This window comes from Pelagibacterium montanilacus (assembly GCF_003992665.1).
GTDB classification, from domain to species: domain Bacteria; phylum Pseudomonadota; class Alphaproteobacteria; order Rhizobiales; family Devosiaceae; genus Pelagibacterium; species Pelagibacterium montanilacus.
The window spans coordinates 157,427-182,727 of sequence record NZ_RZMX01000059.1; the positions used below are offsets into that span (position 1 = coordinate 157,427).

General features: G+C 67.1%; 26 protein-coding genes. 23 read left to right on the plus strand and 3 right to left on the minus strand.

Annotation, left to right across the window (positions count from 1 at the left end; all coding sequences use genetic code 11):
• Positions 1-50: 50 nt before the first annotated feature.
• The 11 genes from EO136_RS16755 (at position 51) to EO136_RS16805 (ending at position 8,586) form a co-directional block, all read left to right on the plus strand.
• Positions 51-1,127, plus strand: a complete 1,077-nt coding sequence (locus tag EO136_RS16755; RefSeq protein WP_164730659.1) for an ABC transporter substrate-binding protein — start codon at positions 51-53, stop codon at positions 1,125-1,127.
• 81 nt (positions 1,128-1,208) lie between these two features.
• A complete protein-coding gene (locus EO136_RS16760; RefSeq protein WP_127145536.1) occupies positions 1,209-1,667 on the plus strand; it encodes a cupin domain-containing protein in 459 nt (152 codons plus the stop codon).
• A 10-nt stretch (positions 1,668-1,677) separates the two neighbouring features.
• A complete protein-coding gene (locus EO136_RS16765; RefSeq protein WP_127145537.1) occupies positions 1,678-2,511 on the plus strand; it encodes an ABC transporter ATP-binding protein in 834 nt (277 codons plus the stop codon).
• Entirely contained in the window at positions 2,508-3,341 is an 834-nt protein-coding gene (locus EO136_RS16770) for an ABC transporter permease (RefSeq protein ID WP_127145538.1), read from the plus strand. Before EO136_RS16765 ends, EO136_RS16770 begins: the two co-directional genes overlap by 4 nt.
• Entirely contained in the window at positions 3,338-4,162 is an 825-nt protein-coding gene (locus EO136_RS16775) for an ABC transporter permease (RefSeq protein WP_127145539.1), read from the plus strand. The genes EO136_RS16770 and EO136_RS16775 overlap by 4 nt, the downstream gene beginning before the upstream one ends.
• A 2-nt stretch (positions 4,163-4,164) precedes the next feature.
• Entirely contained in the window at positions 4,165-4,524 is a 360-nt protein-coding gene (locus EO136_RS16780; protein ID WP_127145540.1) for a hypothetical protein, read from the plus strand.
• Positions 4,521-5,699 carry an MFS transporter gene (locus EO136_RS16785; RefSeq protein ID WP_164730660.1) on the plus strand — a complete coding sequence of 393 codons (1,179 nt, stop codon included), beginning with the start codon at positions 4,521-4,523 and terminating at the stop codon, positions 5,697-5,699. The genes EO136_RS16780 and EO136_RS16785 overlap by 4 nt, the downstream gene beginning before the upstream one ends.
• Entirely contained in the window at positions 5,696-6,559 is an 864-nt protein-coding gene (locus EO136_RS16790; protein ID WP_127145542.1) for an amidohydrolase family protein, read from the plus strand. The genes EO136_RS16785 and EO136_RS16790 overlap by 4 nt, the downstream gene beginning before the upstream one ends.
• On the plus strand, positions 6,556-7,320 hold the full coding sequence (locus EO136_RS16795; protein ID WP_127145543.1) for an SDR family NAD(P)-dependent oxidoreductase: 765 nt from the start codon (positions 6,556-6,558) through the stop codon (positions 7,318-7,320). The genes EO136_RS16790 and EO136_RS16795 overlap by 4 nt, the downstream gene beginning before the upstream one ends.
• Positions 7,321-7,353: 33 nt before the next feature.
• Positions 7,354-7,680 (plus strand): Dabb family protein, encoded by a 327-nt coding sequence (locus EO136_RS16800; RefSeq protein WP_127145544.1) that lies wholly within the window; start codon positions 7,354-7,356, stop codon positions 7,678-7,680.
• A gap of 117 nt (positions 7,681-7,797) precedes the next feature.
• On the plus strand, positions 7,798-8,586 hold the full coding sequence (locus EO136_RS16805) for an MBL fold metallo-hydrolase (protein WP_127145545.1): 789 nt from the start codon (positions 7,798-7,800) through the stop codon (positions 8,584-8,586).
• On the opposite strand, the gene EO136_RS16810 is transcribed toward EO136_RS16805, so the two are convergent.
• Complete coding sequence (locus EO136_RS16810) at positions 8,568-10,412, minus strand: cyclic nucleotide-binding and patatin-like phospholipase domain-containing protein (protein ID WP_127145546.1); 1,845 nt, start codon at positions 10,410-10,412, stop codon at positions 8,568-8,570. The genes EO136_RS16805 and EO136_RS16810 overlap by 19 nt on opposite strands.
• A 330-nt stretch (positions 10,413-10,742) precedes the next feature.
• Between EO136_RS16810 and EO136_RS16815 the strand changes: the two genes are divergently transcribed.
• The 4 genes from EO136_RS16815 to EO136_RS16830 all read left to right on the plus strand — a co-directional run bounded on the left by EO136_RS16815 (position 10,743) and on the right by EO136_RS16830 (position 14,131).
• Positions 10,743-11,648 carry a sulfurtransferase gene (locus tag EO136_RS16815; protein ID WP_127145547.1) on the plus strand — a complete coding sequence of 302 codons (906 nt, stop codon included), beginning with the start codon at positions 10,743-10,745 and terminating at the stop codon, positions 11,646-11,648.
• 145 nt (positions 11,649-11,793) lie between these two features.
• Entirely contained in the window at positions 11,794-13,008 is a 1,215-nt protein-coding gene (locus tag EO136_RS16820; RefSeq protein ID WP_127145548.1) for a YeeE/YedE family protein, read from the plus strand.
• The gene (locus tag EO136_RS16825; RefSeq protein WP_127145549.1) at positions 13,005-13,541 is read left to right on the plus strand and encodes a hypothetical protein; all 537 of its coding nucleotides are present in this window, start codon (positions 13,005-13,007) and stop codon (positions 13,539-13,541) included. The genes EO136_RS16820 and EO136_RS16825 overlap by 4 nt, the downstream gene beginning before the upstream one ends.
• Positions 13,541-14,131 (plus strand): DUF6969 family protein, encoded by a 591-nt coding sequence (locus EO136_RS16830; protein WP_127145550.1) that lies wholly within the window; start codon positions 13,541-13,543, stop codon positions 14,129-14,131. The genes EO136_RS16825 and EO136_RS16830 overlap by 1 nt, the downstream gene beginning before the upstream one ends.
• Before the next feature lie 12 nt (positions 14,132-14,143).
• Here the strand turns inward: EO136_RS16830 and EO136_RS16835 are convergent, their stop codons facing one another.
• Both EO136_RS16835 and EO136_RS16840 read right to left on the minus strand, forming a co-directional pair.
• Positions 14,144-15,241, minus strand: a complete 1,098-nt coding sequence (locus EO136_RS16835; RefSeq protein WP_127145551.1) for an alcohol dehydrogenase family protein — start codon at positions 15,239-15,241, stop codon at positions 14,144-14,146.
• A complete protein-coding gene (locus EO136_RS16840) occupies positions 15,238-16,017 on the minus strand; it encodes a maleate cis-trans isomerase family protein (protein WP_127145552.1) in 780 nt (259 codons plus the stop codon). Before EO136_RS16840 ends, EO136_RS16835 begins: the two co-directional genes overlap by 4 nt.
• Positions 16,018-16,407: 390 nt before the next feature.
• Here EO136_RS16840 and EO136_RS16845 point away from each other — a divergent pair, with 390 nt between their 5' ends.
• The 8 genes from EO136_RS16845 (at position 16,408) to EO136_RS16880 (ending at position 25,297) form a co-directional block, all read left to right on the plus strand.
• The gene (locus EO136_RS16845; protein ID WP_127145553.1) at positions 16,408-17,454 is read left to right on the plus strand and encodes a LacI family DNA-binding transcriptional regulator; all 1,047 of its coding nucleotides are present in this window, start codon (positions 16,408-16,410) and stop codon (positions 17,452-17,454) included.
• Positions 17,451-18,452 carry a Gfo/Idh/MocA family protein gene (locus EO136_RS16850; RefSeq protein WP_127145554.1) on the plus strand — a complete coding sequence of 334 codons (1,002 nt, stop codon included), beginning with the start codon at positions 17,451-17,453 and terminating at the stop codon, positions 18,450-18,452. The genes EO136_RS16845 and EO136_RS16850 overlap by 4 nt, the downstream gene beginning before the upstream one ends.
• A gap of 8 nt (positions 18,453-18,460) precedes the next feature.
• On the plus strand, positions 18,461-20,062 hold the full coding sequence (locus EO136_RS16855; RefSeq protein ID WP_127145555.1) for an acyl CoA:acetate/3-ketoacid CoA transferase: 1,602 nt from the start codon (positions 18,461-18,463) through the stop codon (positions 20,060-20,062).
• Positions 20,055-20,831: an enoyl-CoA hydratase/isomerase family protein gene (locus EO136_RS16860; protein WP_127145556.1), complete on the plus strand. Its 777-nt coding sequence runs from the start codon at positions 20,055-20,057 to the stop codon at positions 20,829-20,831. Before EO136_RS16855 ends, EO136_RS16860 begins: the two co-directional genes overlap by 8 nt.
• A 215-nt stretch (positions 20,832-21,046) precedes the next feature.
• Complete coding sequence (locus tag EO136_RS16865; protein WP_127145557.1) at positions 21,047-22,294, plus strand: ABC transporter substrate-binding protein; 1,248 nt, start codon at positions 21,047-21,049, stop codon at positions 22,292-22,294.
• A gap of 133 nt (positions 22,295-22,427) precedes the next feature.
• A complete protein-coding gene (locus EO136_RS16870; RefSeq protein WP_127145558.1) occupies positions 22,428-23,309 on the plus strand; it encodes a carbohydrate ABC transporter permease in 882 nt (293 codons plus the stop codon).
• Entirely contained in the window at positions 23,306-24,178 is an 873-nt protein-coding gene (locus EO136_RS16875) for a carbohydrate ABC transporter permease (protein WP_127145559.1), read from the plus strand. Before EO136_RS16870 ends, EO136_RS16875 begins: the two co-directional genes overlap by 4 nt.
• 3 nt (positions 24,179-24,181) lie before the next feature.
• The gene (locus tag EO136_RS16880) at positions 24,182-25,297 is read left to right on the plus strand and encodes an ABC transporter ATP-binding protein (RefSeq protein WP_127145560.1); all 1,116 of its coding nucleotides are present in this window, start codon (positions 24,182-24,184) and stop codon (positions 25,295-25,297) included.
• Positions 25,298-25,301: the final 4 nt, after the last annotated feature.

Consider the following 25,301-nt stretch of genomic DNA (forward strand, 5'->3'; position numbering starts at 1 on the left):
CGAGGAAGGCGCCGGGTCTTATCGAGGGACATCGAACCAGGGAGGAAGAGATGTCAATTTTCAAGAGCAGCAGGAAGGCCGCGTTCGCGGCGGTATCGGGTCTCGCATTGGCCATGGCAGGCGGTGCGGCCATGGCCCAGGACTTCGAGGAGGTCACCTTCGTTCTGGGCAACAATCTGTTCTCGACCCCAGCCTTCGTCGCCATCGAGAACGGGTACTGGGCCGATCGCGGGCTCAACGTTCAGCTCCGGCTGGTCGCCAGCGGCCGCGAGATCACCCAGGCACTCAACGCCGGTGAGGCGGAACTGGGCGGCGCGAACATGGGCACCACCACCGCCAGCGCCCGCGCCAGCGGCAACATGCTCAAGGGCGTCATCCCCTATTACAACGACGCCAATTTCATCGCCGTCGCCGGTGGGCGCGGCATCGTGGGCCGGGTCGACAGCGGCATCACCGAGGATCCGCAATCGTTCGTGGGCAAGACCGTGGGCAGCCTCAACGGCAGCACCCAGGAGGTCTATCTGCGCCAGTTCCTCGCCGAGGGTGGCGTCGCCTACGAGGACGTTGAAGTCATCAACGTTCCGGTGCCCGACATGCCCATCAGCCTCAGCCAGGGGCTCGTGGACGCGACCGTGCCCTGGGAGCCCTATCTTAGCCAGAGCCTGCGTGAGCTTGGCGACAACGGAGTCGCGGTCAGCCGCGGCGCGGCCGGGTTTGTCGCAGACGTCATCGGCGTCCTCGCCAACGAGGACTACATCGCCGAGAACCAGGACATGCTCGAGCTCTTCGCGCTCGGGATGATGGAAGCCACCCAGTTCGTGCGCGAGAACCCCGACCAGGCCGCCGAGATCGCGACCTATTATCTCGACGGGCTCAATCTCGACGATGCGTCCGAAGGCATCTCCTTCATGTCCTGGGATCCCCGCATCTCGATCTGCACCGAGGAAGGGTTGGTCCAGACCGGCAACGAGATGATCGCCGACGGGCTCATCAATGCCGAAGAGTTCGAGGCCGGCGATTTCTCCGATCGCGCCGTCCTCGACCTGGTTATGGAAGAGAACGCCGAGTTCATCAGCGATCTCGATGCACTGCCCACCGATCTCTCGGAGTGCCAGGGCGCGCTCTGATCCTTTCGGCCGGGTGGCGGCCATCGCGCCGCCGCCCGCTCATCCCCAAAGCTGACACACAACAAGAAGGAACACGCCACCATGGTCCCTTATGACAAGCAGGTCGTCACCGTCGTCCGCCAAGGCAATATCGGCACCGACACCGATTACGAGCCGCCCCTGCGCATCGGCTTCGGCATCAACGACAAGACGGTCGACAGCCCCAACGCCACCATGGGCCGCTCCATCCTGCAGCCCGGCGCCGGCCCGAACCCGACCCATTATCACGCCGCCAACGACGTGGTCTGGTACATTCTTTACGGCCAGATCAAGCTCTGGCACGCCAAGTCCGATGCCAAGGACCGCGAGGAAGTGATCTTGAAGGGCGGTGATTTCGTCTACGTGCCCGCCGGGGCCATCCACGTCATCTCCAACGCGTCGGAAACCGAGGAAGCCTCGCTGATCTTCTGCTATGTGGGCGTGCCCAACACCCAGTCGGCCCAGACCGTCTGGCTGAGCGAGGATGGCACCCAGCCCGTTTCCCGGCAAGCGACCGCCTGAGGACCGTGCCATGACCCCGACCGTCCAGGGCGACAAGATCGTCGTCGAGAACTTTCAGCACATCTTCGACTCTGCCGACGGTCCCATCGAGGCAACCGGCAGGGTCGACCTCACCATCCCCGCGGGCCAGTTCGTCACGCTCGTCGGCCCCAGCGGCTGCGGCAAGACAACCCTGCTCAAGGCCATAGCCGGGTTCATCGACCCGACCCATGGCCGCATCCTGTGTGACGGCGCGCCCGTCACCGGGCCGGGCAGGGACCGCGGGGTGGTCTTCCAGGAGCTGGCCATCCTGCCTTGGCGGACCGTGCGCCGGAACATCGCCCACGGGCTTGAGATCGCCCGGGCCCCGCGTCAGGAAATCGACGCCACGGTCAAGCGCCTGATCGAGCTCACCGGTCTGGTGGGGTTCGAGGACCGCTATCCCCACGAACTCTCGGGCGGCATGAAGCAGCGCGTCGCGGTGGCCCGCACCTGGGCCGCCGACCCCGACGTCATCCTCATGGACGAGCCCTTCGCCGCCGTCGATGCCATGACCAGGCTCACCCTCCAGGAGGAGCTCGCTTCGCTCAGCTACCAGACGAAAAAGACCGTCTTTTTCATCACCCATTCGGTGGACGAGGCGGTGTTCCTGGCCGATCGGGTGCTGGTCATGAGCCGGCGGCCCGGCACCATCAAGGCGTCCATCGAGGTGCCCCGCCGCACCCCCGGCGGGCGCGACTGGGAGAGCTTCACCACCGACACCGACATGCAGGCCATCGTCGAGAAGGTTCTTCGCCTCGTTCGCGAGGAAAAGACCGCCCATAAAAAGGACTCCGCGCCCGTTGCGCTGGAGGCGGCGGGATGACCATGGCACAGGCATCCCATGCCCGCGCTGTTCCCATGCACGATCCCTTCCGGATTGGCGGGTTCAGCCTGGTGGCGGGCAAATTCAGCTTTCTGCTGCCCTTCGTCGTGCTCGTCGCGATCTGGTGGACCATCAAGATCGCCTTTGACCTCGACGACCGGGTCCTTGTCGCACCGCCCGATGTGCTCGGCGCGCTCTGGACCCTGTTCTCGCGCGGCATTCTCGCCGATTACGCGGCAACCAGCCTTTACGCGATCGCCGTGGCCATCATCTTTTCGGCCTGTGTCGGGGTTCCGCTCGGCTTTGCGGTGGGCGCCAACAAATACGTGGCGCGCTCGCTCGATCTGTTCCTGCGCTTCTTTCAGGGCGTCTCGGGCATTTCCTGGCTGCCGCTGGCCATCATCTGGTTCGGGTTCTCCGACACCACCATTCTGGTCATCGTCGTCTACACCCTTGTCGTGCCGGTGATCTTCAACACCATGGTGGGTGTGCGGGCCATCCCGCGCGAATACGCCCTTTCGCTCCAGACACTTGGGGCCAGCCGGCTGCGCGTGGTCCGGGACGTCTATCTTCCCGGCGCCTTGCCCTCGATCCTCGTCGGGCTCCGGCTCGGCATGGGCTATGGCTGGCGGGCGCTGATCGCCGCTGAAATGCTCGTCCGCCAGGGCGGGCTGGGCGATCTCATCTTCGGGGCCCGCACCTTCGGCCAGATCGACCGCATCATCGGCGGCATGATCGTGATCGGCGTGCTCTACATCATCGTCGACCGGCTGATCGTCCAGCCCATCGAAAGCCTCACCTTCGAACGCTGGGGGGTCCTGCGCAAATGACCGCGATCGCACACAAGCCCGCCCGCAAGCCGGTGCGGGGCAGGGACATCGTCTGGATGATCCTTCCCGCCATTCCCTTCGTCCTGCTGCTGGCCGGCTGGACGATCTACTGGGCCATCGTCCGTCCCAACATGGGCACGCTCCCACCGGTCTGGACCGTCGCCCAGACCCTCTGGCAGATCACCGCCAGCGGGGAATTGCTCGGCCATATCATCGCCAGCCTTGGCCGGCTCGTCGCCGGCGTCTCGGTCGGCATCGTCACCGGGGTGCTTCTGGGCTTCCTCGTCGGGCTCAACAAGCGGGCCGCCGAGTTCGTCTATCCGCTGGTCATCTTCTTTTCGGCCATCTCGGGCATCGTCTGGCTTCCGCTGGTCATCGGCTGGCTGGGGCTGGGCCCGGCGCTCTTTATCTTCCTGATCTGGAACACGGTGTTCTTCCTCGTCTTCCAGAACACGGTGCTGGGCGTCCAGCTCGTCTCGGAAGTGCTCGAGCTGGGCGTGCGCACGCTGGGAGGCAGCCGGCTCCACACCATCCTCAACGTCACTGCCTTTGGCGCCATGCCCTACATCATGTCGGGCATCCGCTCGGGCCTTGGCTTCGGGTGGCGGGCGCTGATCGCCGCCGAACTGGTGGGCGCATCCTCGGGGCTGGGCCAGATGATCTTCCACGCCGCCGAATTCCACCGGGCCGACATCATCCTGGCCGGCTGCGTCGTCATCGGGCTTTTGAGCCTTCTGATGGACCGGCTCATACTCGTCCCGCTCGAGCGTCGCACCATCGAACGCTGGGGTCTCGTCACGCCCGGCGCGAAAGGAGCCTGACCATGACCGCCTCCACGCTCAAGCCCCACACTTGGCGGCGCACACTCGTCAACGGCGCGACCGGAAGGCTCGCGCTGGGCATCCTTCTGATCTGGCTCATCATCTCGGGCCAGGGGCTCGCGGGCTGGCTCACCAGCGGCGACCGGGTGGACCCATCGCTCCGCACGGGCGAGCCGGTCAACGTCGTCGTGGTCCTCGATTTCGACCCCGAGCGCTTCCACAACGAGCAACTCGCCCGCTATGGCGTGTTCTCGGGCCGGGACGGGGGTATCAGGCGCTTCCGCCTGCGCAACGTCAGCCCGGAAAACCTCGACGCGCTGGCCGGGCTCGTATGGGTCGAACGCGTCGAGCCCATGCAATGAGCCTCGACGCCACACGGGGAGGGCCGGCCCTCGCGCTGGCCCTCGCCGCCCAGACCGCCGTCATGCTGCCGGTTTTCCTTCTGGGCAGTCTCTCCCCGCTCATCATGGCCGATATGGGGCTCGACGCCTTCGGCCTCGGGCTTGCCGTGGCGCTCTTTTACGCTGCCTCTGCGGCCGGCTCGGCCGTCCTCGCGCCGCTGGCCGACCGCACGGACGCCTGGCGCCTCACCCGCGTGTCCCTGCTGGCGGTGGGAGCCATGGCCGCGCTGATCGCGGCGGTGGGCGGGCACTGGTGGGTGATGATCGCATCGCTCTGCGTGGCCGGCGCGGCAAACGGGCTCGTCCAGCCCGCCACCAATGTCGTCGTCGCCCGTCAGGTCGCCCATGACCGCCAGGGCCTCGCCTTCGGCATCAAGCAATCCTCCATTCCCCTCGCCACCATGCTCGGCGGCTTTGCCGTGCCGGTCATCGGGGTCAATCTCGGCTGGCAATGGGCCTTCGCCATCGCCGCGCTGATCGCGCTGGTGGTCATGGCGCTCTGCCCCCGCCGGGGCATCCGCCCGGTCACCGAGGCGGGCGGACGCGCCGCCAGGCTGCCGCGCACCACGCTCCTCTGGCTGGCGCTGATGTCCGGACTCGGCGCGGGCAGCGCCAACGCCATGGCCGCCTTCCTGTCCCCTTCCATCGTCGCGAGCGGGCACAGCCCGGCCACCGCCGGCATCGTTCTGGCCGTGGGCAGCGCCGCCTCGATCCTCGTGCGCCTCGCCTCGGGCTATGGCGCCGATCACAACCGACTGCCGCTCCTGCCCACCGTCGCAATCATGTTTTTGGCCGGCGCGCTGGCCTATGGAATCCTCGCCTCATCCGATGCCCTCCCCATGATCGTCCTTGGCGCACTGCTTGCCTTCGGCATGGGCTGGGGCTGGTCGGCGCTTTCGATTCTCGCGATCGTGCGCGCCAATCTCGGCGCCGCCGGCTCGGCCACGGGCATCACCCAGGCGGGCGTCTTCTCGGGCGCCGTCCTCGGACCCCTGGGCTTTGGCTGGCTGGTCAGCGTCACTGCCTATCCCGTCGGCTGGATGGTCATGGCCGGGGTCACGCTCCTCGCCGCGCTCTGTGCCGCGGTTTCCGAACGCCAGGTCACCCTCCATTTCGCGCAAAGGGCTCCCCTATGATCGACGCGCACCTCCATTTCTGGGACGCCGACCACGCCGTCCACGACTGGCCCGACGATGTCGCTACGCCCCTGCGCCGGGGCTTTGCGCCCGCCGATCTCGAACCCGGACGCAAGCGCGCCGGCGTGCGCTCGGCGGTCCTCATGCAATCGCGCAACGATGCCGCCGAATCCATACACTTCGCCGACCTCGCCGCCCGGAATGGCTTTATCGGCGCGCTCGTGGGCTGGGTCGATCTCACCGATCCCGACGGGCTCGACGCGGCGCTGGACCAACTCGCGGTCTGCGGAAAGCTGCGCGGCATCCGGCATCTGATCAATTTCGAACCCGACCCCGACTGGCTGCGCCAGGACACCGTCAAGGCCTCCATCGCGCGGCTGGCCGACCGGGCTCTCGTGCTCGATCTCGTGCCCACCGACGATGCCCGCTTCGATGCGGTGCTGGACGCCGCCGCCCGCCATCCCGGTCTCTCGGTGGTCGTCGACCATATGGGCCGTCCGCCCGTCGGCGCCCCGCTGGGTGCATGGGGTGCCCGCATCCGCCGCGCCGCGAGCCTGCCCAACGTCGCCATCAAGCTCTCGGTCGGGCTGGACGTGTTGCGCGGCTGGCGCTGGGACACCGACGCCCTGCGCCCCTACGCCGATCACCTTCTCGACTGCTTCGGCGCTTCACGCGTCATGGCGGCCAGCAATTGGCCCGTCGTCACCGCCGCCGCCCCGTCCTACGAGGCTGTCTGGCAAGCGCTCGACGCCCTCGTTGCAGGCTTGTCCCTCGATGAGCGGCGCGCCGTGATGGGCCGCACCGCCGCGCGCATCTTCGATATCCGCGATGCCGGGGACGCCTGGGAGGTGATGCCATGAGCCAGATGTTCGATCTTTCCGGCCGCACCGCGCTCGTTACCGGCGGCGGGCGCGGGCTGGGCAAGGCCATGGCCCACGCGCTGGCCGGCGCCGGCGCCCGCGTCGCGATTGCCGGGCGCAACGCCGAAGAGCGCGAATCGGCGGTCGCCGAGATCACCGCTCTGGGCGGCGAGGCCATCGCCCTTGCCGCCGACCTTCTCGAACCCCAGGGCCCCGAGCGCCTCGTTGACGAGGCCGATACCGCGCTGGGCGGGCTCGACATTCTGATCCACGCCGCCGGTCACCAGATCCGCAAGCCCCTCGTCGAGCTCGCAGCCGAGGAATGGGACCAGATCGCCGCCATCCACTCGCGCGCCGCCTTCCTTCTGGCCCGCGAGACGGTGCTGCGCCTGCGCGCCCGCAATGCTCCGGGGCGCATCATCTTCATCGGCTCGCTCAACTCCCATATCGGCATTGCCAATGTGGGCGCCTATGCCAGCGCCAAAAGCGGGCTGGCCGGGCTCGCCCGCGTGCTTTCGGCGGAAAACGCGGCGCACGCCATCACCGTCAACACCATCATCCCGGGCTATTTCCACACCGCGCTCACCAGCGATCTCTTCGCCGATCCCGAGCGCCACGCCTGGGTAATGTCGCGCATCCCGATGAAGCGGCTCGGCCGCCCCGAAGATCTGGGAGGCGCGGCTGTCTTCCTGGCTTCCTCGGCATCGGACTACGTCACCGGCGCGGAAATCCGCGTCGACGGCGGGTGGCTCGCCACCTGAACCAGCTACCAAACCCAAAAAGAGGAGAAAGAAATGTTCCGCCACATGGCCATCCTGAAGTTCAAGGACGACGCCGACCCCAACGCCATAGACGCCTATATGAAGGCGTTCCCCGGCTTTGCCCGCTCCCTGCCCATGATCCGCACCTGGTATATCGGGCGAAACGAAGGCGCGGGCGGGGAATCACATGTGGGCCGCCACGGCCTGCGGGGAAATTACGATGTCGGGCTGGTGATGGAGTTCGATTCCCCCGAGGAATACCGCAACTACGCCGAATCCCGCGAGCACCAGAGCTTTTTCGAGGAATACTGCGCACCCATCTTCGCCGAGCGCGTGGTGGTGCAATTCCACCCGTCCTGAGCCAATATCCGCAGGCCGGAGCTGCCCGCAGCTCTGGCCTGCGGTTTTTACGATTGACACCGGCCCCCATGGGCAGGACGCTCTCCACCGTGTTCGAGGACGGGGGAGGTCCGTGGCATGGACGTGTCGATCTGGGGTGTGCGAGGGTCCGCACCCGCTGTTGGCTCGCAATTTGTTGGCTTCGGGGGCGATACCTGCTGCGTATCCTGCCGGTCGGGGGACCGGCTGCTGGTTCTCGACGCGGGAACCGGCATGATCCGCTTGGGGCTGCAACTCGAGACGGCGCTTCCCGCCCGAATCGATGTTCTGATCACCCACGGCCACATGGACCACCTTCTGGGCCTGCCCTTCTTTGGGCCCCTTTCGCGCGCCGACGCCGAAATCCACATCTGGGCAGCCTTCGATCCCGCCGCGCTGTTCTCCCCGCCGCTTCTGCCCATGTCCCTCGCCGACTATCCCGCCCGCACCGAGGTCCACGCTCTGGCCGCCGGCACCATGGAGATCGGCCCGTTCACCGTCACCGCCGCCGCGCTCAACCACCCGGGCGGGGCGCTGGGCATCAGGGTCTCGCAAGGGCAGGGCAGCCTGGCCTATCTCCCCGATTTCGAGCCCGGCGATCTGGCCGGCGACAGCGCCGCAGTCGCGTTGATGGAGGGAGTCGATCTGGCGCTGGTCGATGCCACCTACACCCCGGCCGAATATGCCGCCCGTCAGGGCCGGGGCCATGGGGACTGGCAGACCGCGGGCGAACTTGCGGTCAAGGCCGGGGTGCGCCGCTTCGGCACCATTCACCACCAGCACACAAGGGTCGATACCGACCTCGCCACCATATCGGGCCAGATCGGCCGCCGCTGGAAACAGGGCTTTGTCGCGCGTCAGGGCGAAACCTACGCGCTGGGCGGCTGACCGGAGGTCTTGCTGCCCTGGCCCTTGACCGCCGGCTCCACCGGCCGCTTGCCTGCCAGAAACCCCTCGATCCCGCCCGCCGCCGAGATCGCCTCCATGGTCGACCGATAGGCGGCTTCCTCCTGCTCCGGGCCACGCATGCCCGATCCGCCGGGCGCCGCGGGCGGATAAAGCACGAGGTCTCCGCCCATATCCGGCCCGTCCCGTCCCGGCTGGCGCGTCACCATCATCGAGCGTGCCAGAACCTCGGCGATCGGCGGGAAGTCCTCGGGCTTCTGACGCCGCAAGACCAGCCCCCGGCGCGTGGTTCCTGCCTCGGGACGGGGCGCGAGGCGCCAATCCGATTGGCCCGATAGCGCGATGGCGATGTTGGGGCCGGCTTTCAGCGCCCGCATGGGCCCGAGCGGCAGATTGTCGGCCATGCCGCCGTCGACCAGGATTTCGCCCGCTGCCGTCACCCAGGGCGGCAGAACTGCGGGCAGGGCGGTCGCGGCACGGATGCCCTGCCAGGCCGGCCCGTCACGATGAAGCACCGGGGCGTTGGTGGACAGGTTCGCCGATACAAGGAAGGCCTGCAGCGGCAGGTCCTCGATCAGCCCATTGCCATGGCGCTTCCTCAGCGCGGCCTCGAAATGGCGATGGTCGTATACCGATTGCAACGGGGTGCCCGACCGGGCCAGCGCCCGCGAGCGCACCAGCATGTCTTCGATATCCGCCGCAATGGCGGCCGGCGCCTTGCCCCGCGCCATTTCCAGCGCCACGCAGGCCCCGATGCCCGTGCCCCCGAACATGTCGAACACCGCGCCCGTCTCGCCAAGCGCCCGCAGCGCGCCCTTGTGGGCACTCCCGAGCGTCCCGCCGCCCCCCAGCACCGCGCCCAGCGCCTTGCCGGCCGTAAACCGGGCGATCCGCGCCACATCCTCGGGCCGGTCCAGCGCCGCGTGATGGTGAAGGTGCACGGCGCGCTCTTCGAGGAAATGGCTCGTGTTGACGATGGCCGAGCTGCCGCGCTCGCGCCAGATCACCAGCCCCACATTGTGCGGACCAAACTGCGAGAGCCCATAGGCTTCGAGTGCGCCGTGCGGCACCGGCCCGTACCGGGCCTCGTCCATCGCCCCGACCAGCAACAGGTGATCGCATTGGCGCAGAATCGCCCGGTCCCAGGGTGGGGTGCCCTCCCCGGTCACCATCACGACTTGGTCGTTGTCCTTCTCGCGCCCGGTCAGCCACGCGGTCAGCGCCGCGCCATCACTTGGGTCGAACCCGGACGGCATGTCCCGGTGCCGGACGATTGCGGTTTTGCTCTCGGCGCCCAAGCGCTCCAGCAACATCTCGAGCAGGGTGTGGGGAATCGGCGTCGCCCCGGCCATGCACACCCCTATAGTGCGCGCCGCGCGCCGCACCGGGGGCAGGGCGGATGCCGGCGTGCGGGCCAGCCGCCGGCCCAGTACCTTGAGCATGACCCGGGAAATCGAGGGCACGTTCTGGGCGATTGTGTCATAGACCGGCCGGGTAAAGGCCAGCACCTCGCTGTCGCGCGCGGCCCTCACATCGGCGGCGTGCGGTTCGCCGGAAAAGAAGGCGACTACCCCAATCGGCTCTCCCGGTCCGATCTCGGCCATAGGATGGACGCCAGTACCCAGCACCTCGAACCGACCCTGCAGGACGAGATACATCACCTCGGCACGCTCGCCCTCGCGCCCCACCAGCGCGCCGCGCGGGATGTGCCGCCGGGTGGCATTGTCCACGATAGCCGACCGGTCGGCAGCAGACAGGCCGCTGAACAGCTCGGTTGTGCCCAATAAGCTGGCCAGCGATTGCGTCATGGCACGTCCGGGTGAAGGCGATCTAGGAACCGGCTTGCCCCCTCCTCAAGTCAGGGCCGCTGGCGCGCGCGATACTCTCAGACCGGGCGCGGTTTTCAAGGGCAAAGTTTACCAAGGGTTAACCCTCTCGCCTGTCGACGCGTCGTCCTCCGCACCTGCCCTGCGCCTGGCTCCAGTCTGCCGGCGGGCGCCGGAAACGCCATGCTCGCATCCGAGCCGGAAGGGGCAACCCATTTCGCGGCCTCACGAAAAATTGGATGGCCAGACCTCGCGTATCGGGCCGGTTTGGACGAGTATGCGGCCACACTCGAAACACTTGAGGAGTTTCAAATGCGTCTGGCTTTCATGGCATTGGCTGCTTCGACCGCGCTGGTCTCCGGCCCGGTCTTCGCCCAGGCCGACATCACCCCGCTTGTCGACGCCGACTGGCTCAAATCCAATGCCGGCACCGAGAACGTGGTCGTCCTCGACATCCGTGATGACATCGACGGCACCGATCTCGGCGACAGCCCATACCTCGCCAATTCCGTCGTCGCGCCCTATGGCTCGGCCGGCTGGCGCACTGATCTCGATGGCGTTCCGGGCAAGCTGCCCCCCGTCGAGGAAATCACCGCGCTGATCGAAGGACTCGGCATCGACAATGACGACCACGTCGTGATCGTCCCCTGGGGCACCGATTCCTCGGAGATGGGCGGCGCGACCCGCGTCTACTGGACCTTCAAGTATCTTGGCCATGATGCGGTCTCGATCCTCGATGGTGGCTGGCGTCAGTACGACGCCGTGGGCGGCGAGCGCGTAGCCGAAGTCGCGGCTCCCGAAGCCGCCGAGTTCTCGGTCGATCTTCAGGAAGACCTGCTGGCCACCACCGACGAGGTCGTTGCCGCGCTCGAAGAGGGCGTGACTCTTGTCGATGGCCGTCCGGTGGAGCAGTATCGCGGCGAGTCCAAGAGCGGCGTCGTTGCCACTGCGGGCACCATCCCGGGGTCGATCAACATTCCCCATTCCGAGTTCTACAGCGCCGAATATGCGCGCTTTGCCCAGCCCGAGACCGTCGCCGCGCTGGTCGAGGCCGTGGGCCTGGGTTCGGAAGAGGAAAACATCGCGTTCTGCAACACCGGTCACTGGGCTTCGGTCGCCTGGTTCGGGCTCTCGGAGGTTCTGGGCAACAAGCAGACCTCCATGTATGACGGCTCGATGGCCGAATGGACGCAGGATCCGGAGCGTCCTGTCGAATAAGTCCGCGTCCCGCGGATCGGCAGATGCCCCGGCGCCTCGTCGGGGCATCTGTGCGTTTACTCCCTGCCTGCCGGGCTCCTGATCGCCGCCGGATGGCAGGCCACGAAGACTCAACGGCGTTCACGCCGAACGAAAAGCAAGTGTCATGTCCAATATCGCTATGGATCGTCCCGACTTCCTGCCCCCCGCCATCGCCGACAAGGGCCCGCTGCTTGTCGCCGGGCTGGGGCTGGTCATCGGGTTCATCGCCATCATGCTGGCCGTGGATCTGCGCCAGGCAACCCTGTTCGCCATCGGTGGTGGGCTGGGCGCCGCCCTCTATCACGGTGCCTTCGGCTTCACCGGCGGCTGGCGCCGCATGGTCGTTGAGCGCCGCGGCCGTGGCATGCGCGCCCAGATGCTCATGATCGGGGTCGCCACCATCGCCATGATCCCGCTCCTGGCCGCCGGCAGCGTCGGCGGTCAGCCGCTGGTCGGCGCGCTCGCGCCCGTGGGCCTTTCGGTCCTGATCGGCGCGGCGATCTTCGGGCTGGGCATGCAGCTGGGCGGTGGCTGTGGATCGGGTACGCTCTTTACCGTGGGCGGGGGCTCCTCGCGCATGCTGGTCACGCTCGCCTTCTTCATCGTCGGCGCGGTGGTGGGCACTGCCCATCTGCCCTGGTGGCTCGGTCAGCCCAGCCTGCCGGCCATCAGCATCGGGTCCGAACTGGGCACCGGGCTTGCCGTCCTCGTCACCCTCATTGGCCTTGGCGCGGTCGCCGCGCTCACCTGGGTCATCGAAAAGCGCGCCCATGGCAATATCGAGCCCGAGCCCGCCCCGCGCCGTGAAGGCTGGACCTGGCTTCTGCGCGGACCCTGGCCGCTGGTCGGCGCCGGCATGGCGCTCGCCATCCTCAACGTCGCAACCCTTCTGGTCGCCGGCCATCCGTGGTCGATCACCTACGGATTCGGCCTCTGGGGCGCCAAGATCGCCGACACGGTCGGCATTCCCGTCGCGAGCTGGGAATTCTGGACATGGCCGGCTCAGGCCCAGGCGCTCTCGATCTCGGTTCTGGCCGACAACACCTCGGTGATGAATTTCGGCATCATCCTGGGCGCCGCGCTCACCGCCGCGCTTGCGGGCAAGTTCGCGCCCAGGGTCAAGGTCCCATTCCCCTCGCTGGTCGCCGCCGCGATCGGCGGGCTGCTCATGGGCTATGGGGCACGCCTCTCGTTCGGCTGCAATATCGGGGCGCTGTTCTCAGGCATCGCCTCGGGCAGCCTGCATGGCTGGCTCTGGTTCGCTGCCGCTTTCGTCGGCTCGTTCGCCGGCATCTGGCTGCGTCCCCTGTTCGGTCTGGATGGATTGGTCCGCAAATGAGTTCCCCGCGCAATACCCTGCTGTTCGGCGCCGCGCTGGCGGTCACCTCCGTGGCCATCGTTGCCGATCACGTCACCCATCCGCTGCCCGCTCCCACGGCCAGCGTCGCCCAGAGCGAATCGAGCGCGGCAGGGCCCTGCGCTGCCGGTGCCGCGCCCTGCGCTGCCGGCGCCCCGGCCGCAGCCCCATGCGCAGCCGGCGCTCCGGCTGCGGCGCCCTGTGCCGCAGGAGCCCCCGCCGCTGCGCCCTGCGCTGCCGGTGCGCCTCTGGCCGCGCCCCCGCCGCCCCCTGCAGCCGCCCCCTGCGCCGCCGGGGCGCCTTCGCTCGCGGCCCCGCCGCCTCCGCCGGCTCCCATGCCGTCCGGGGACGAAGGGGACGGGCAGGGGCAGTCCGAACTGGCCGCGCCCCCGCCGCCGCCCGCACCTATGCCCGAGAGCGCGCCCGCCGAGCCTGCGCTCGCCGCGCCGCCGCCGGCCCCCGCGCCAATGCCCGAAGGCGCGACCGAAGCGCCCGACCTCGTGGAGCAGGACTGATGAGCGAGGACCGCGACCTGGCCATGAGGGAAATCGCCCTGTGCGAAACCGTCCTCGCCAAGGGCGGGCTCACGGTCGTCACCGAAACCTTGCGCGATGCGGGCAACATCGCCACCTGGGCGCACTATCCGGAAGGCGATGTCTTCGACCCGGCGACCGGCGCGCAGTGGTTCTACCACTGCCACCCGGTCCCCGAGGGCGAAACGCCTCTCGAGCACGGCCACTTCCATTGCTTCGTGCGTCCCGATGGCCGCGAGGGACCCATCCACCACCTCATCGCCATCGGAGTGGACCCTTATGGCCGGCTGGTGCGGCTCTTTACCGTCAACCAATGGGTTGTGGGCGACGACTGGCTCGATGCGGCCCCCACCATCGCCCTTCTGGGGCGGTTCGACGTGCACATGCCGCGCCCCTCCTACCTCGTCAATCGCTGGCTCACCGCGGTCATCGCCGCCTACCAGACCGAGATCGCCGATCTCATCGCCCGGCGCGACCGGACCCTTGCCGGCCATACTGCCCCCGAGGGCACAGCAGTGCGCGAGGACAAGGCCCTCGAAGTCACCTCCGAGTTCATCATCCCCGCCTCCTGATCGGCTCCGCCGTCAGCGTCGCGGTGCGTGCGCCGCGTCCCATTTTGCGTCGGGCACCACCACCAGCTTGCCCACGAACCCCTTGCTCATGAAGTCCCGCTGGGCATCGTGAAAACCCGACAGCGGATAGGTGCCCGCCAGCAGCGGCTTGATCCGCCCCGCCTCGATATGCCCGAGCAGCCGCGCGAAATCCTTGCGCGTGCCCTGGGACGATCCGTGAAGCTGGAGCTGCTTGAGATACATGGTCCGCAAATCCAGCGACACCACCGGCCCGGCGATCGCGCCCGCCGTGGTGTAGCGGCCCTCTGGCCGCAGGATGCGCAGCAGATCGTTAAACATCGGGCCCGCCACGAGGTCGGCCACCACGTCGATCTCGGCCCCGCCCGTCGCGTCCTCGACGGCGGCCACCAGATCCTCGCTATCGCGCGCGATCACCGCCTCCGCCCCGATGGCGATCAGCTTTTCCGCCTTGTCGGGCGTCGAGACCGCATAGGGGATCGCCCCGCGCACCCGGCACAATTGCAGGATGGCCGATCCCACCCCGCCCGATGCGCCGGTCACCAGCACCCGCTCGCCGGCGCCCACCTGCGCCCGCTCCAGCATCTGCTCGGCGGTCAGATACGCGCAGCAGAAGGTCGCCAGCTCCGCATCGGTCATCCCCGCACTGGTCGCGTGCGCGTTCTCCGATGGGATCGCGGTATATTCCGCATAGCCGCCATCCCGGCCGTGGCCGATATAGTCGATGTCGCGCAGGCTGTCGTCGTCGCGGTTGTAAAGGCTGAAATCGACGATCACCCGCTCCCCGATCCGGCTCTCGGGCACATCCTCGCCCACCGCCACGATCCGGCCCACCGTGTCCGTCCCCTGAATGCGCGGGAAGGTGAGCGTCGACCGCCCGCGCCGCCATGAGGATACCGCCCCCGGGTCGGTCTCGCTGCCATAGGCGCCCTCGCGCACCCACACATCGGTGTTGTTCATCCCGCAGGCGGTGATTTCGATCAGCACTTCGCCGCGCGCGGGCCGGGGCACCGGCACGTCCTCGCGATACTCCAGCGCATCGAGCCCGCCATGGCCGGTCAGCAGCACCGCTTTCATCGTCTCGGGTATCATGTCGTCTCCTGTGCGTGCGATTCTGGTGCCGGATCGAGAGCCATCAGCGCGCCAGCGCCTGCAATCCGCGTGTCGGCACCGACCAGCCCCAGCCCGTGCCAGAGCGTCACCTGATTGGCGGTCAGAACCACACGACCGGTCATCTCCTCGAACGCTTCGATCCGGTCGAGCGTGTTGATCGCCGTATCGGGAATGAGGATCGGCACGTCGCGTTCCCCCTGCGGCAGGCTGGCGGCGAATTCGGCCAGGAGGTCGCCCAGCGGCAGCATGAAGGAATGGGGCCCGTCCGGCGCGCCGAGCGCCCGGGATTGGCCCACGCTCACCCCTGCTGCCCGGAGGCATTTGACGAAAGCCGAGGTCACCGGCTCGGGATAGGCGCCCAGAAGATGCGCGCGGGTCGCTCCCAGCGCCTTGAGCGCTGCGATGAAGGCGAGCGTCGTCGAGCTCGCGGGCCGGTCCGCCGACCGCGCCAGGTCGTCGCGCTGGCGCTTGGCCCAGTCGAGCCCGCCGATGAAGCTGCCGCTTGTGCATGCCCAGATCACCGCGTCGCACCCCTGCGCGGCCAGCTCACGTCCCACCGGGCCGATCCGCTCGATGTCCCCGGTGGCCAGCAGATCGTCCTCGAAATGCCCCCCGCACATGGGCGAAAGCAGCGTCAGCGCATCCACGTCGGTCCGGCCGCGCCCGGCCAGCCATATGGATGGGGAATGCAACTCCGAGGCGATCGGATCGTCCGGCATCACGATGCCGAGTCGCGGGCGGTGTCCATCGGTCATGGGGAGGCCTTGGTGTCCATCTGGGGCAAAAGCGGGCGGGATCGGTAGGGTGCCCTTACCCTCGCACAGGCTCCCGATCCCCTTCAAGGCCGGGCAAAACTGACATGGGGCAAACCCATCAGATTTGGAACGTTCCATTTATAGGTGCCCGCTGGAACAGAAGCAGCAGCCCCTGCAGCCCCCGTCCAGGCAAAACTTGAGTGCCATTGGCTTCGTAGAAAAATCAATATAATCAATCTAATAATCTGGGCCCCGGAACCCGCGTTTCCACTGTCCGGCAGAATCCCCTTCAACCCCACGTCGCCCCGCATTGACAATTTGGATCGTTCCAATAAATTGCGCCCCAACAGCCCCCGGAAAAGGCGGGGCGGGAGGAGCGTCATTTCGGCAATGGCTGGCAAGGGCAAGGTGACCGTCATCGACATTGCGCGTGCCGCCGGGGTGTCCAAATCCACGGTGTCGCTGGTGCTCCAGGGCTCGCCGCTGGTCAGCGAGGCCACGCGCATCAAGGTCAATTCGGTCATCCGCTCGCTGGGCTATGTCTACAACCGCGGCGCGGCCAATCTGCGCCAGTCCCGCTCCCGGATCATCGGCATCGTCGTCAACGATCTGACCAACAGCTTTTTCGCCGAAATGGCCGTGGGCATGGACAACATCGTGGAGTCCGCGGGCTACATCCAGTTCCTGGCCCACACCGGGGAAAACCTCGACCGCCAGCGCGCCGTCATCTCCACCATGCACGAACACGGCATCGCCGGACTCATCGTCTCGCCCGCGCACGGCACGGACCCCGATGATTTCCAGCCGCTGGTCGATGCGGGCATTCCCGTGGTCTTTGCCGCGCGTTACGTCTCGGGCCCGCACCTCTCCTCGCTGGTTTCCGACAATGCGGCGGGCCTTGCCATGGTGGTGCGCCACCTTGCAGGGATGGGGCATCGCGACATCGCCTTTGTGGGCGGACGCCCCGACATCTCGATTTTCACCGAACGGCTCGGCGGGTTCCGCCGGGGCATGGACGAGGCTGGCCTTGCGGTCCGCGATCAATGGGTGTTTCCCGCGCTGCCCTCGCGCGCCGGCGGGCGCGAAGCGGTCGGCGCGCTGCTCGCCTCGGCCCAGCGCCCCACGGCCATCGCCGCGTTCAACGACGCGGTGGCCTTCGGCGTCTGTGACGGGCTGCGCGCTGCCGGGCTCGAACCGGGCCGTGACGTTGCCGTCACGGGCTTCGACAACGTCATCGAGGCCGCGTCAACCGTGCCCGCGCTCACCACCATTTCGGTCGATCCCCACGGCATGGGCCAGAAAGCCGCGCAACTGCTTTTGCGCCAGATCGGGTCCGCGCCTGCGCCCGAGCACATCGTTACCCCCGTCCGCCTCGTGGTCCGCGCAAGCTGCGGGGCAGGGCAGGCCAATACCAGAATTCAGGAGATATCGGCATGACCAGATGGGGCCTCATCGGAGCCAGCACCATTGCGCGCGAATGGGTCATCGGCGCCATCCGCGCCAACAGCGGCGAGGTCGCCGCGGTCATGAGTTCCGATGCGGCGCGCGGCGCGGCCTATACGGCGGAAAACGGCATCGCCCGCTCCACCACCAGCCTCGATGAGATCGTCTCGGATCCCGATATCGACGCGGTCTACATCTCGACCACCAATGAGCTTCACCGCGAGCAGGCGGTCGCCGCCGCCCGCGCCGGCAAGCACGTGTTGTGCGAAAAGCCGCTGGCCACCCGGCTTGAGGACGCCATCGCCATGCGCGACGAGGCCGCGAAAACCGGCGTCGTCATGGCCACCAATCATCATCTGCGCAACGCCGCCACCCACCGCGCCATGCGCGCCGCCATCGCCGAGGGCCGGATCGGGCGCCCGCTCGCCGCGCGGGTTTTCCACGCGGTCTATCTCCCCGAGCATCTCCAGGGCTGGCGCCTCCAGCGCGCCGATGCCGGCGGCGGGGTCATTCTCGATATCACCGTCCACGATCTCGATACCCTGCGCTTCGTTCTGGGTGAGGATCCCGAGGAGGTCATCGCCTTTGCCCAGTCCGGCGGCATGAGTGCCGAAGGTATCGAAGACGGGGTCATGGGCACCTTCCGCTTCCGCTCCGGGCTCATCGCCCAGTTCCACGACGCCTTCACCATCCGCTACGCGCGCACAGGGTTTGAGGTCCACGGCACCGAGGGCTCGCTGATCGCCAGCGATTGCATGACCCAGCGCGCCGTCGGTGACGTGGTGCTGCGCAATGAGGAGGGGCAGGCCCCAATCGAGATCGACCGGGTCGGGCTCTATGAGCGCGGGGTCGCCAGATTCCACGCGGCCATTGCCGGCAAGGGCGAGCCCGCCGCCACGCTCGAAGATGGCATCTGGTCGCTCGCCTCGGGGCTCGCCGCGCTTCAATCCACCCGCACCGGCCGTGCCGTCAGAATAGACCCCAAGCTTTGACCGCACCCATGACCAAGCAGATTTCCCTCGCCCAGGCAGCCGAATTGATCCCCGACGGGGCGGTCGTCACCATCTCGTCCTCGAGCGGGCTCGGCTGTCCCGATGCCATGCTCAGGGCCATCGGTGAACGCTTCGAGACGAGCGGCCACCCGCGCGACCTCACCACCCTGCACCCCATCGCCGCCGGCGACATGAGCGGGATCAAGGGCATCGACCACATCGCGCGCGATGGCCTGCTCTCCACCATCATCGCGGGGTCGTACCCCTCGGGCCCCTCGAGCGCGGAACCTCCCGCCATCTGGACCATGCTGGGCGAAAACCGCGTCGCGGCCTACAACGTGCCCTCGGGCATCCTGTTCGACATGCACCGGGAAGCCGCCGCCATGCGCCCCGGGGTTCTCACCAAGGTGGGGCTGGAAACCTTCGTGGATCCCGACCGGGAGGGCTGCGCCATGAACGCCGCCGCCGCCGCCCGGCCCATTGTCGAGAAGGTCCCCTTCGATGGCGAGCAATGGCTCTATTTCCGCTCCATCGCGCCAAAGGTCGCCATCATCCGTGCCACCTCCGCCGATGAGCGCGGCAATCTCACCTATGAGCATGAAGGCGCCTATCTGGGCGGCTTCGATCAGGCGCTGGCGGCCCGCAACAATGGCGGCATCGTCATCGCCCAGGTCAAAAGGGTCGCCAGGGCCGGCACCCTCAAGCCCCACGACGTGCGTATCCCCGGCATCCTGGTCGATTATGTCGTGGTCGACCCCGACCAGAAGCAGACCACCCAGACCCAGTACGATCCCGCCATCTCCGGGGAAATCTTCCGGCCCGAGGACAGCTTCCGTCTGCCCGAATTTTCCATCCAGAAGGTCATTGCCCGCCGCGTCGCCCAGGAGCTCGAGGCCGGCTCGGCGGTCAATCTGGGCTTTGGCATCTCCGCCAACGTCCCCCGCATCCTGATCGAGGAAGGGCTGCACGGCGCGGTCACCTGGGTCATCGAGCAGGGCCCGGTGGGTGGCGTTCCGCTTCTCGATTTCGCCTTCGGCTGCGCAGCGAACGCCGAGGCCTTCGTGCCCTCGCCCCACCAGTTCACCTATTTCCAGGGCGCCGGGTTCGACGCCGCGCTGCTCTCGTTCCTTGAGATCGGCCGGGACGGCTCGGTCAACGTCTCGAGGCTTTCCTTCCGCCCCCACGTCACCGCCGGCGCCGGCGGGTTCGTCGATATCACCGCGCGGGCCCGCAAAATCGTCTTTTCGGGGCTGTTCAATGCCGGCGCCAAGGTCCGTGCCGAGGACGGAAGGCTCGTTATCGACAAGGAAGGCAAGCTCAAAAAACTGGTCGAGGAGGTCGAGCACGTCACCTTTTCGGGTCCCCGCGCCGTGCGCCAGGGCCAGGACGTGACCTATGTCACCGAACGCTGCGTGATGAAGCTGACCGACGCCGGCGTCATTGTCACCGAGATCGCCCCGGGCGCAGACCTCCAGACCCACATTCTCGATCAGGCCGCGTTCCCGCTTCTGGTCGCCGACGACCTCAAGACCATGGACGCGGCGCTCTTTGCGCCCGGGCCCATGGGCCTCTCCCTGCCGCAAAAGCCGCGGAGGGTGGTCAATGGCTGATCCCCGCATCGGGCTTTCCCTCGAGGGCCACATCGCGATCCTCACCTTCGCGCGCCCCGACAAGCTCAACGCCTTCGACCTCGACATGCTGCGCGCCCTTTCCGAGGCCTGCGACGCGGCCGAAGCGAGCTCCGCCCGCGCGCTCGTCCTCACCGGCTCGGGCAAGGCGTTTTCCGCGGGCGGGGACATCACCGCCTGGGCCGCCATGGCGCCCAACGCCTTTGGCCACGACTGGGTGCGCATGGGACACCGTGTGCTCTCCCGGCTCGCCGGCCTGCGCATGCCGGTGGTTGCCGCGCTCAACGGCCACGCTCTGGGCGGGGGCCTCGAGATCGCGGCGGCCGCCGATATCCGCATCGCCCAGACCGGGATCAAGATCGGCCTGCCCGAAACCGGGTTGGGCATGGTCCCGGGCTGGTCGGGCACCCAGCGGCTGGTCACGCGCTTCGGCGCCCGACTCGTGCGCCGCATGGCGCTGGGCGGGGAGGTCTTTTCCGCCGAGGAGGCGCTGGCGCTGGGGATCGTGGACAAGGTCGTGGAGCCCGGAGAGGCGCGCTCTGCCGCGATCGCCTACGCCGAGGCCATCGCCGCGCGCGGCCCTGCCGCCACCGAAACCGCCAAGCTCATGATCGCCGCCGCCTCCGGGGAGGATGCAGGAGCGGCTGTCGAGGCGCTCGGCTCGATGCTGGTTGCGGGCACCGCTGATCTCAAGGAAGGCGTCGCCGCTTTCACCGGAAAGCGCGCGCCGGATTTCAGGGGGGAATGGTAGCGCGCACCGACAATACCCGCTGGGCAGCCAATGCACGGCGGATTAGACTATAGTCGTACCCCCCAATAGGGCCGCGCATCGGGCGGAGGACCGCACTGGCGGAATGCCCGGAAGGCCCGGGGGGTGAGGAGGAATTCCGCACGGCAATCATGCCGCTGCGGTGCAAGCGACGGGACCGAATGTCTCGTCATGGATCCATTGGGAGGACCATTGTTATGAATAAGCTTTTTGCAGGCACGGCGCTCGCCGCGCTGATGATCGCCTCTCCCGGCTTTGCCCAGGAGAACGGTCAGGTGGAGGTTCTGCACTGGTGGACGTCCGGCGGTGAAGCCGCCGCGCTCGACGTGCTGCGCGCCGACCTCGAGACCCAGGGCATCGGCTGGCAGGACATGCCCGTCGCCGGCGGTGGCGGCTCGGACGCCATGACCGTGCTGCGCGCCCGTGTCACCGGCGGCAACGCCCCCACCGCCGTCCAGATGCTCGGCTTTGACATTCTCGACTGGGCCCGCGAGGGTTCGCTGGGCAATCTCGACGAGATCGCCAGCGAGCAGGGCTGGGACGAGGTCGTCCCCGAAGCGCTCCAAGCCTTCTCGCGCTATGAGGATCACTGGATCGCCGCGCCGGTCAATGTGCACTCCACCAACTGGATGTGGATCAACAACGACGCGCTCGAAGCGGCCGGCGGCGAGATTCCCGAAACCTGGGAAGACCTCATCGCCATGCTCGACAATTTCCGCGAGCAGGGCATCACCCCGATCGGCCATGGCGGCCAGGACTGGCAGGATGCCACCATCTTTGACGCCGTCGTCCTGTCCATGGGCACCGATTTCTACCAGCAGACCATGATCGACCTCGATCTCGAGGCGCTGCGGTCCGAAACCATGGTCGACGTGTTCGACCGCATGGAAATCCTGCGCGGCTATGTGGACGACAACTTCTCGGGCCGTGACTGGAACCTGGCTTCGGCCATGGTCATCAACGGGGAGGCCGGCGTCCAGTTCATGGGTGACTGGGCCAAGGGTGAATTCCTCAATGCCGGCCTCGAGCCGGGCGTGGACTTCCAGTGCGCCCGCTATCCCGGCACCCAGGGCGCGGTGACGTTCAACGCCGACCAGTTCGCCATGTTCTCTGTCGCCGAAGAGCAGGTCCCGGCCCAGCTCGCCATGGCCTCCTCGATCATGAGCCCTGAGTTCCAGGTCGCGTTCAACACGGTCAAGGGCTCGGCTCCGGCCCGCACCGACATCTCGGACGAAGAGTTCGACGCCTGCGGCCAGAAGGCCATGGCCGACCTCGCCGAAGCCTCCGAGAACGGCACCCTGCTTGGCTCCATGGCCCATGGTCACGCCAACCCGGCCGGCGTCAAGAACGCCATGTACGACGTGATCACCGCCCACTTCAACGGTGAGTACACGTCCGAGGAAGCCGCCGAGGAACTCGCCAACGCCGTCGAGTTCGCAATGTAATCGACAGGCACGGGGCGCCCGGTCCTCCGGGCGTCCCTCCCGCAGACTACGCCCCAGTGGCCACGCTCGCCCTCCGTCCGGACGAGAGCGTTTTCGCCGGCCGTGGTCGCTGCATGGTTGAGGAACCCACGGCATGGATACGCGCAGCCGCCTACAGGACTTCCTGCCCAAGCTGGTCTTGAGTCCGAGCTTCTTTCTGATCCTTTTCTTTGTGTACGGCTTTATCGCCTACACGGCTTACCTCTCGTTCACCGACAGCCGCATGCTGCCGTCCAACGGGCTGGTGGGGTTTGACAACTACATCCGCCTCTGGTCGCTGCCGCACTGGAACCGGGCGGTCATGAATCTCGCCATCTTCGGCACGCTCTATATCGGGCTGTGCACGGTGATCGGTCTGGGGCTCGCGATCCTGCTCGACCAGAAGATCCGCGCCGAGGGCATCCTGCGCCCGATCTATCTCTACCCCATGGCGCTTTCGTTCATCGTCACCGGCACCGCCTGGAAATGGTTCCTCGATCCCGGCGTGGGGCTGGAAAACACCATGCATCTGTGGGGCTGGGAAAGCTTCCGGTTCAACTGGATTCACGATCGCACCTTTGCGATCTACACCGTTGTTCTTGCTGCGGTCTGGCAGTCCTCGGGCTTTGTCATGGCCATGTTCCTGGCTGGCCTGCGCGGGGTCGACAACGAGATCATAAAGGCCGCCCAGATCGATGGTGCGTCCAGTTTCACCATCTATCGCCGCATCGTCATCCCGCTGATGCGGCCCGTGTTCCTCTCGGCCTTCGTGGTGCTCGCCCACCTCGCGATCAAGTCCTATGACCTTGTGATCGCGCTCACCGGCGGCGGCCCCGGCCAGGCAACCGAATTGCCGGCGACCTTCATGTATTCCTACACATTCACCCGCAACCAGATGGGCATCGGCGCATCCTCGGCCATCATCATGATGATCATGGTGTTCTCCATCATCATCCCCTACCTCTATGCCGAGCTGCGCGGGGAGGACAAACGATGAGTTCCGGCGTCGCGATTTCCCATTCCCGGCTGACCCGGGGCCTCATCTACGCGGCCCTGCTGCTGTTTGCGAGCTTCTACCTGCTGCCGCTCTACGTCATGGTCGTCAACTCGCTCAAACCCTTGAGCGAAATCCAGAGCGGGGGCATGCTCTCGCTGCCCGAGCAGTGGACGATTGCGCCCTGGCTCACCGCGTGGTCCTCCGCCCAGGTGGGTGTGGAGGCCACCGGCCTGCGCCCCTATTTCCTCAACTCGATCATGATGGTGGTGCCCGCCGTCACCATCTCGACGATCCTCGGGGCCTTCAACGGCTATGTGCTGACCAAATGGCAGTTCCGCGGGCACAACATCGTCTTCGGCATGCTGCTTCTGGCCTGCTTCATTCCCTTCCAGATCGTGCTCATCCCCATGGCCCGCGTCCTGGGCATGCTGGGCATGGCCGGCACGCTCCAGGGGCTCATCCTCGTCCACATCGTTTACGGGCTGGGCTTCACCACGCTCTACTTCCGCAACTATTACGCGGCGTTCCCCACCGAGCTGGTGCGCGCCGCGCAGATCGACGGGGCGGGGTTCTTCCAGATATTCTTCAGGATCATGCTGCCGTCATCGGGCCCCATCATCGTGGTGTCGGTCATCTGGCAGTTCACCAACATCTGGAACGACTTCCTGTTCGGGGCCTCCTTTTCGGGCTTCACCTCGACCCCGATGACCGTTGCGCTCAACAACCTCGTGAGTTCCTCGACCGGTGTCCGGGAATACAACGTCCATTTCGCGGGCGCCATTCTGGCCGCCCTTCCAACGCTGATCGTCTACATCGTCTCGGGCCGCTATTTCGTGCGCGGTCTGATGTCGGGCGCGGTCAAGGGGTAAGCCATGTCATTTCTCGCCATCAAGAACCTCAACAAGGCGTTCGGCTCGGTCGAAGTGCTCAAGGACATCAATCTCGAGATCGAGGAGGGGGGCTTTCTCGTCCTCGTCGGACCCTCGGGCTGCGGCAAGTCCACCCTGCTCAACACCATCGCCGGGCTCGAGCCCATCACCTCGGGCACCATCGAGATTCGCGAGCGCTCGGTCGAGGGCCTGCACCCCTCCAAGCGCGACATCGCCATGGTGTTCCAGTCCTACGCGCTCTACCCCAACATGACCGTGGCCGGAAACATCGCCTTCGGCATGGAGGTGCGGGGGGTGCCCAAGCCCGAACGCGACAAGGCCATCGCCGAGGTCGCCGACACGCTCCAGATCGGCCATCTCCTCAAGCGCAAGCCGAGCCAGCTTTCGGGCGGCCAGCGCCAGCGCGTTGCCATGGGCCGGGCGCTGGTGCGCAAGCCCCAGGTCTTCCTCTTTGACGAACCGCTCTCGAACCTTGATGCCAAGCTTCGCGTCGACATGCGCACCGAGATCAAGCGCCTGCACCAGCGTCTGGGCACCACCATCGTGTACGTCACCCACGACCAGATCGAGGCCATGACGCTCGCCACAAAGATCGCCGTGCTCAAGGATGGCGTGCTCCAGCAGTTCGGCTCGCCCTCCGAAATCTACAACAATCCCGCCAATCTCTTTGTCGCCGATTTCATGGGCTCGCCGGCCATGAACCTGCTCGATGCCCGGATCGAGCAGGCCGAGACCGGGCATTCCATCGTGCTCGATCGGCCCGGGGGCGAACCGCTGGTGCTCAATTATGCGGCCCATTCCGATGCGCTCGCCGCCCATCACGGCAAGCAGGTCATCTTCGGTATCCGCCCCGAAGCGCTCACCGATCCCGATGGCGGGGACCGCAACGCCCGCATGCTGGTGGAGGGAGACTGCCTGATCGACGTGGTCGAGCCCGCAGGGTCCGACACTTTCGCGGTCACCCGGCTGGGCGGCAAGGAAGTGGTCGCGCGCCTGCGCGCCGATGCCAGCATCGATCCGGGCACCACGGCCCGCCTGTCGTTCAACCTCGACAAGGCGGTCTTCTTCGATCCCAAGACCCAGACCCGGATCGTCTGAGCGC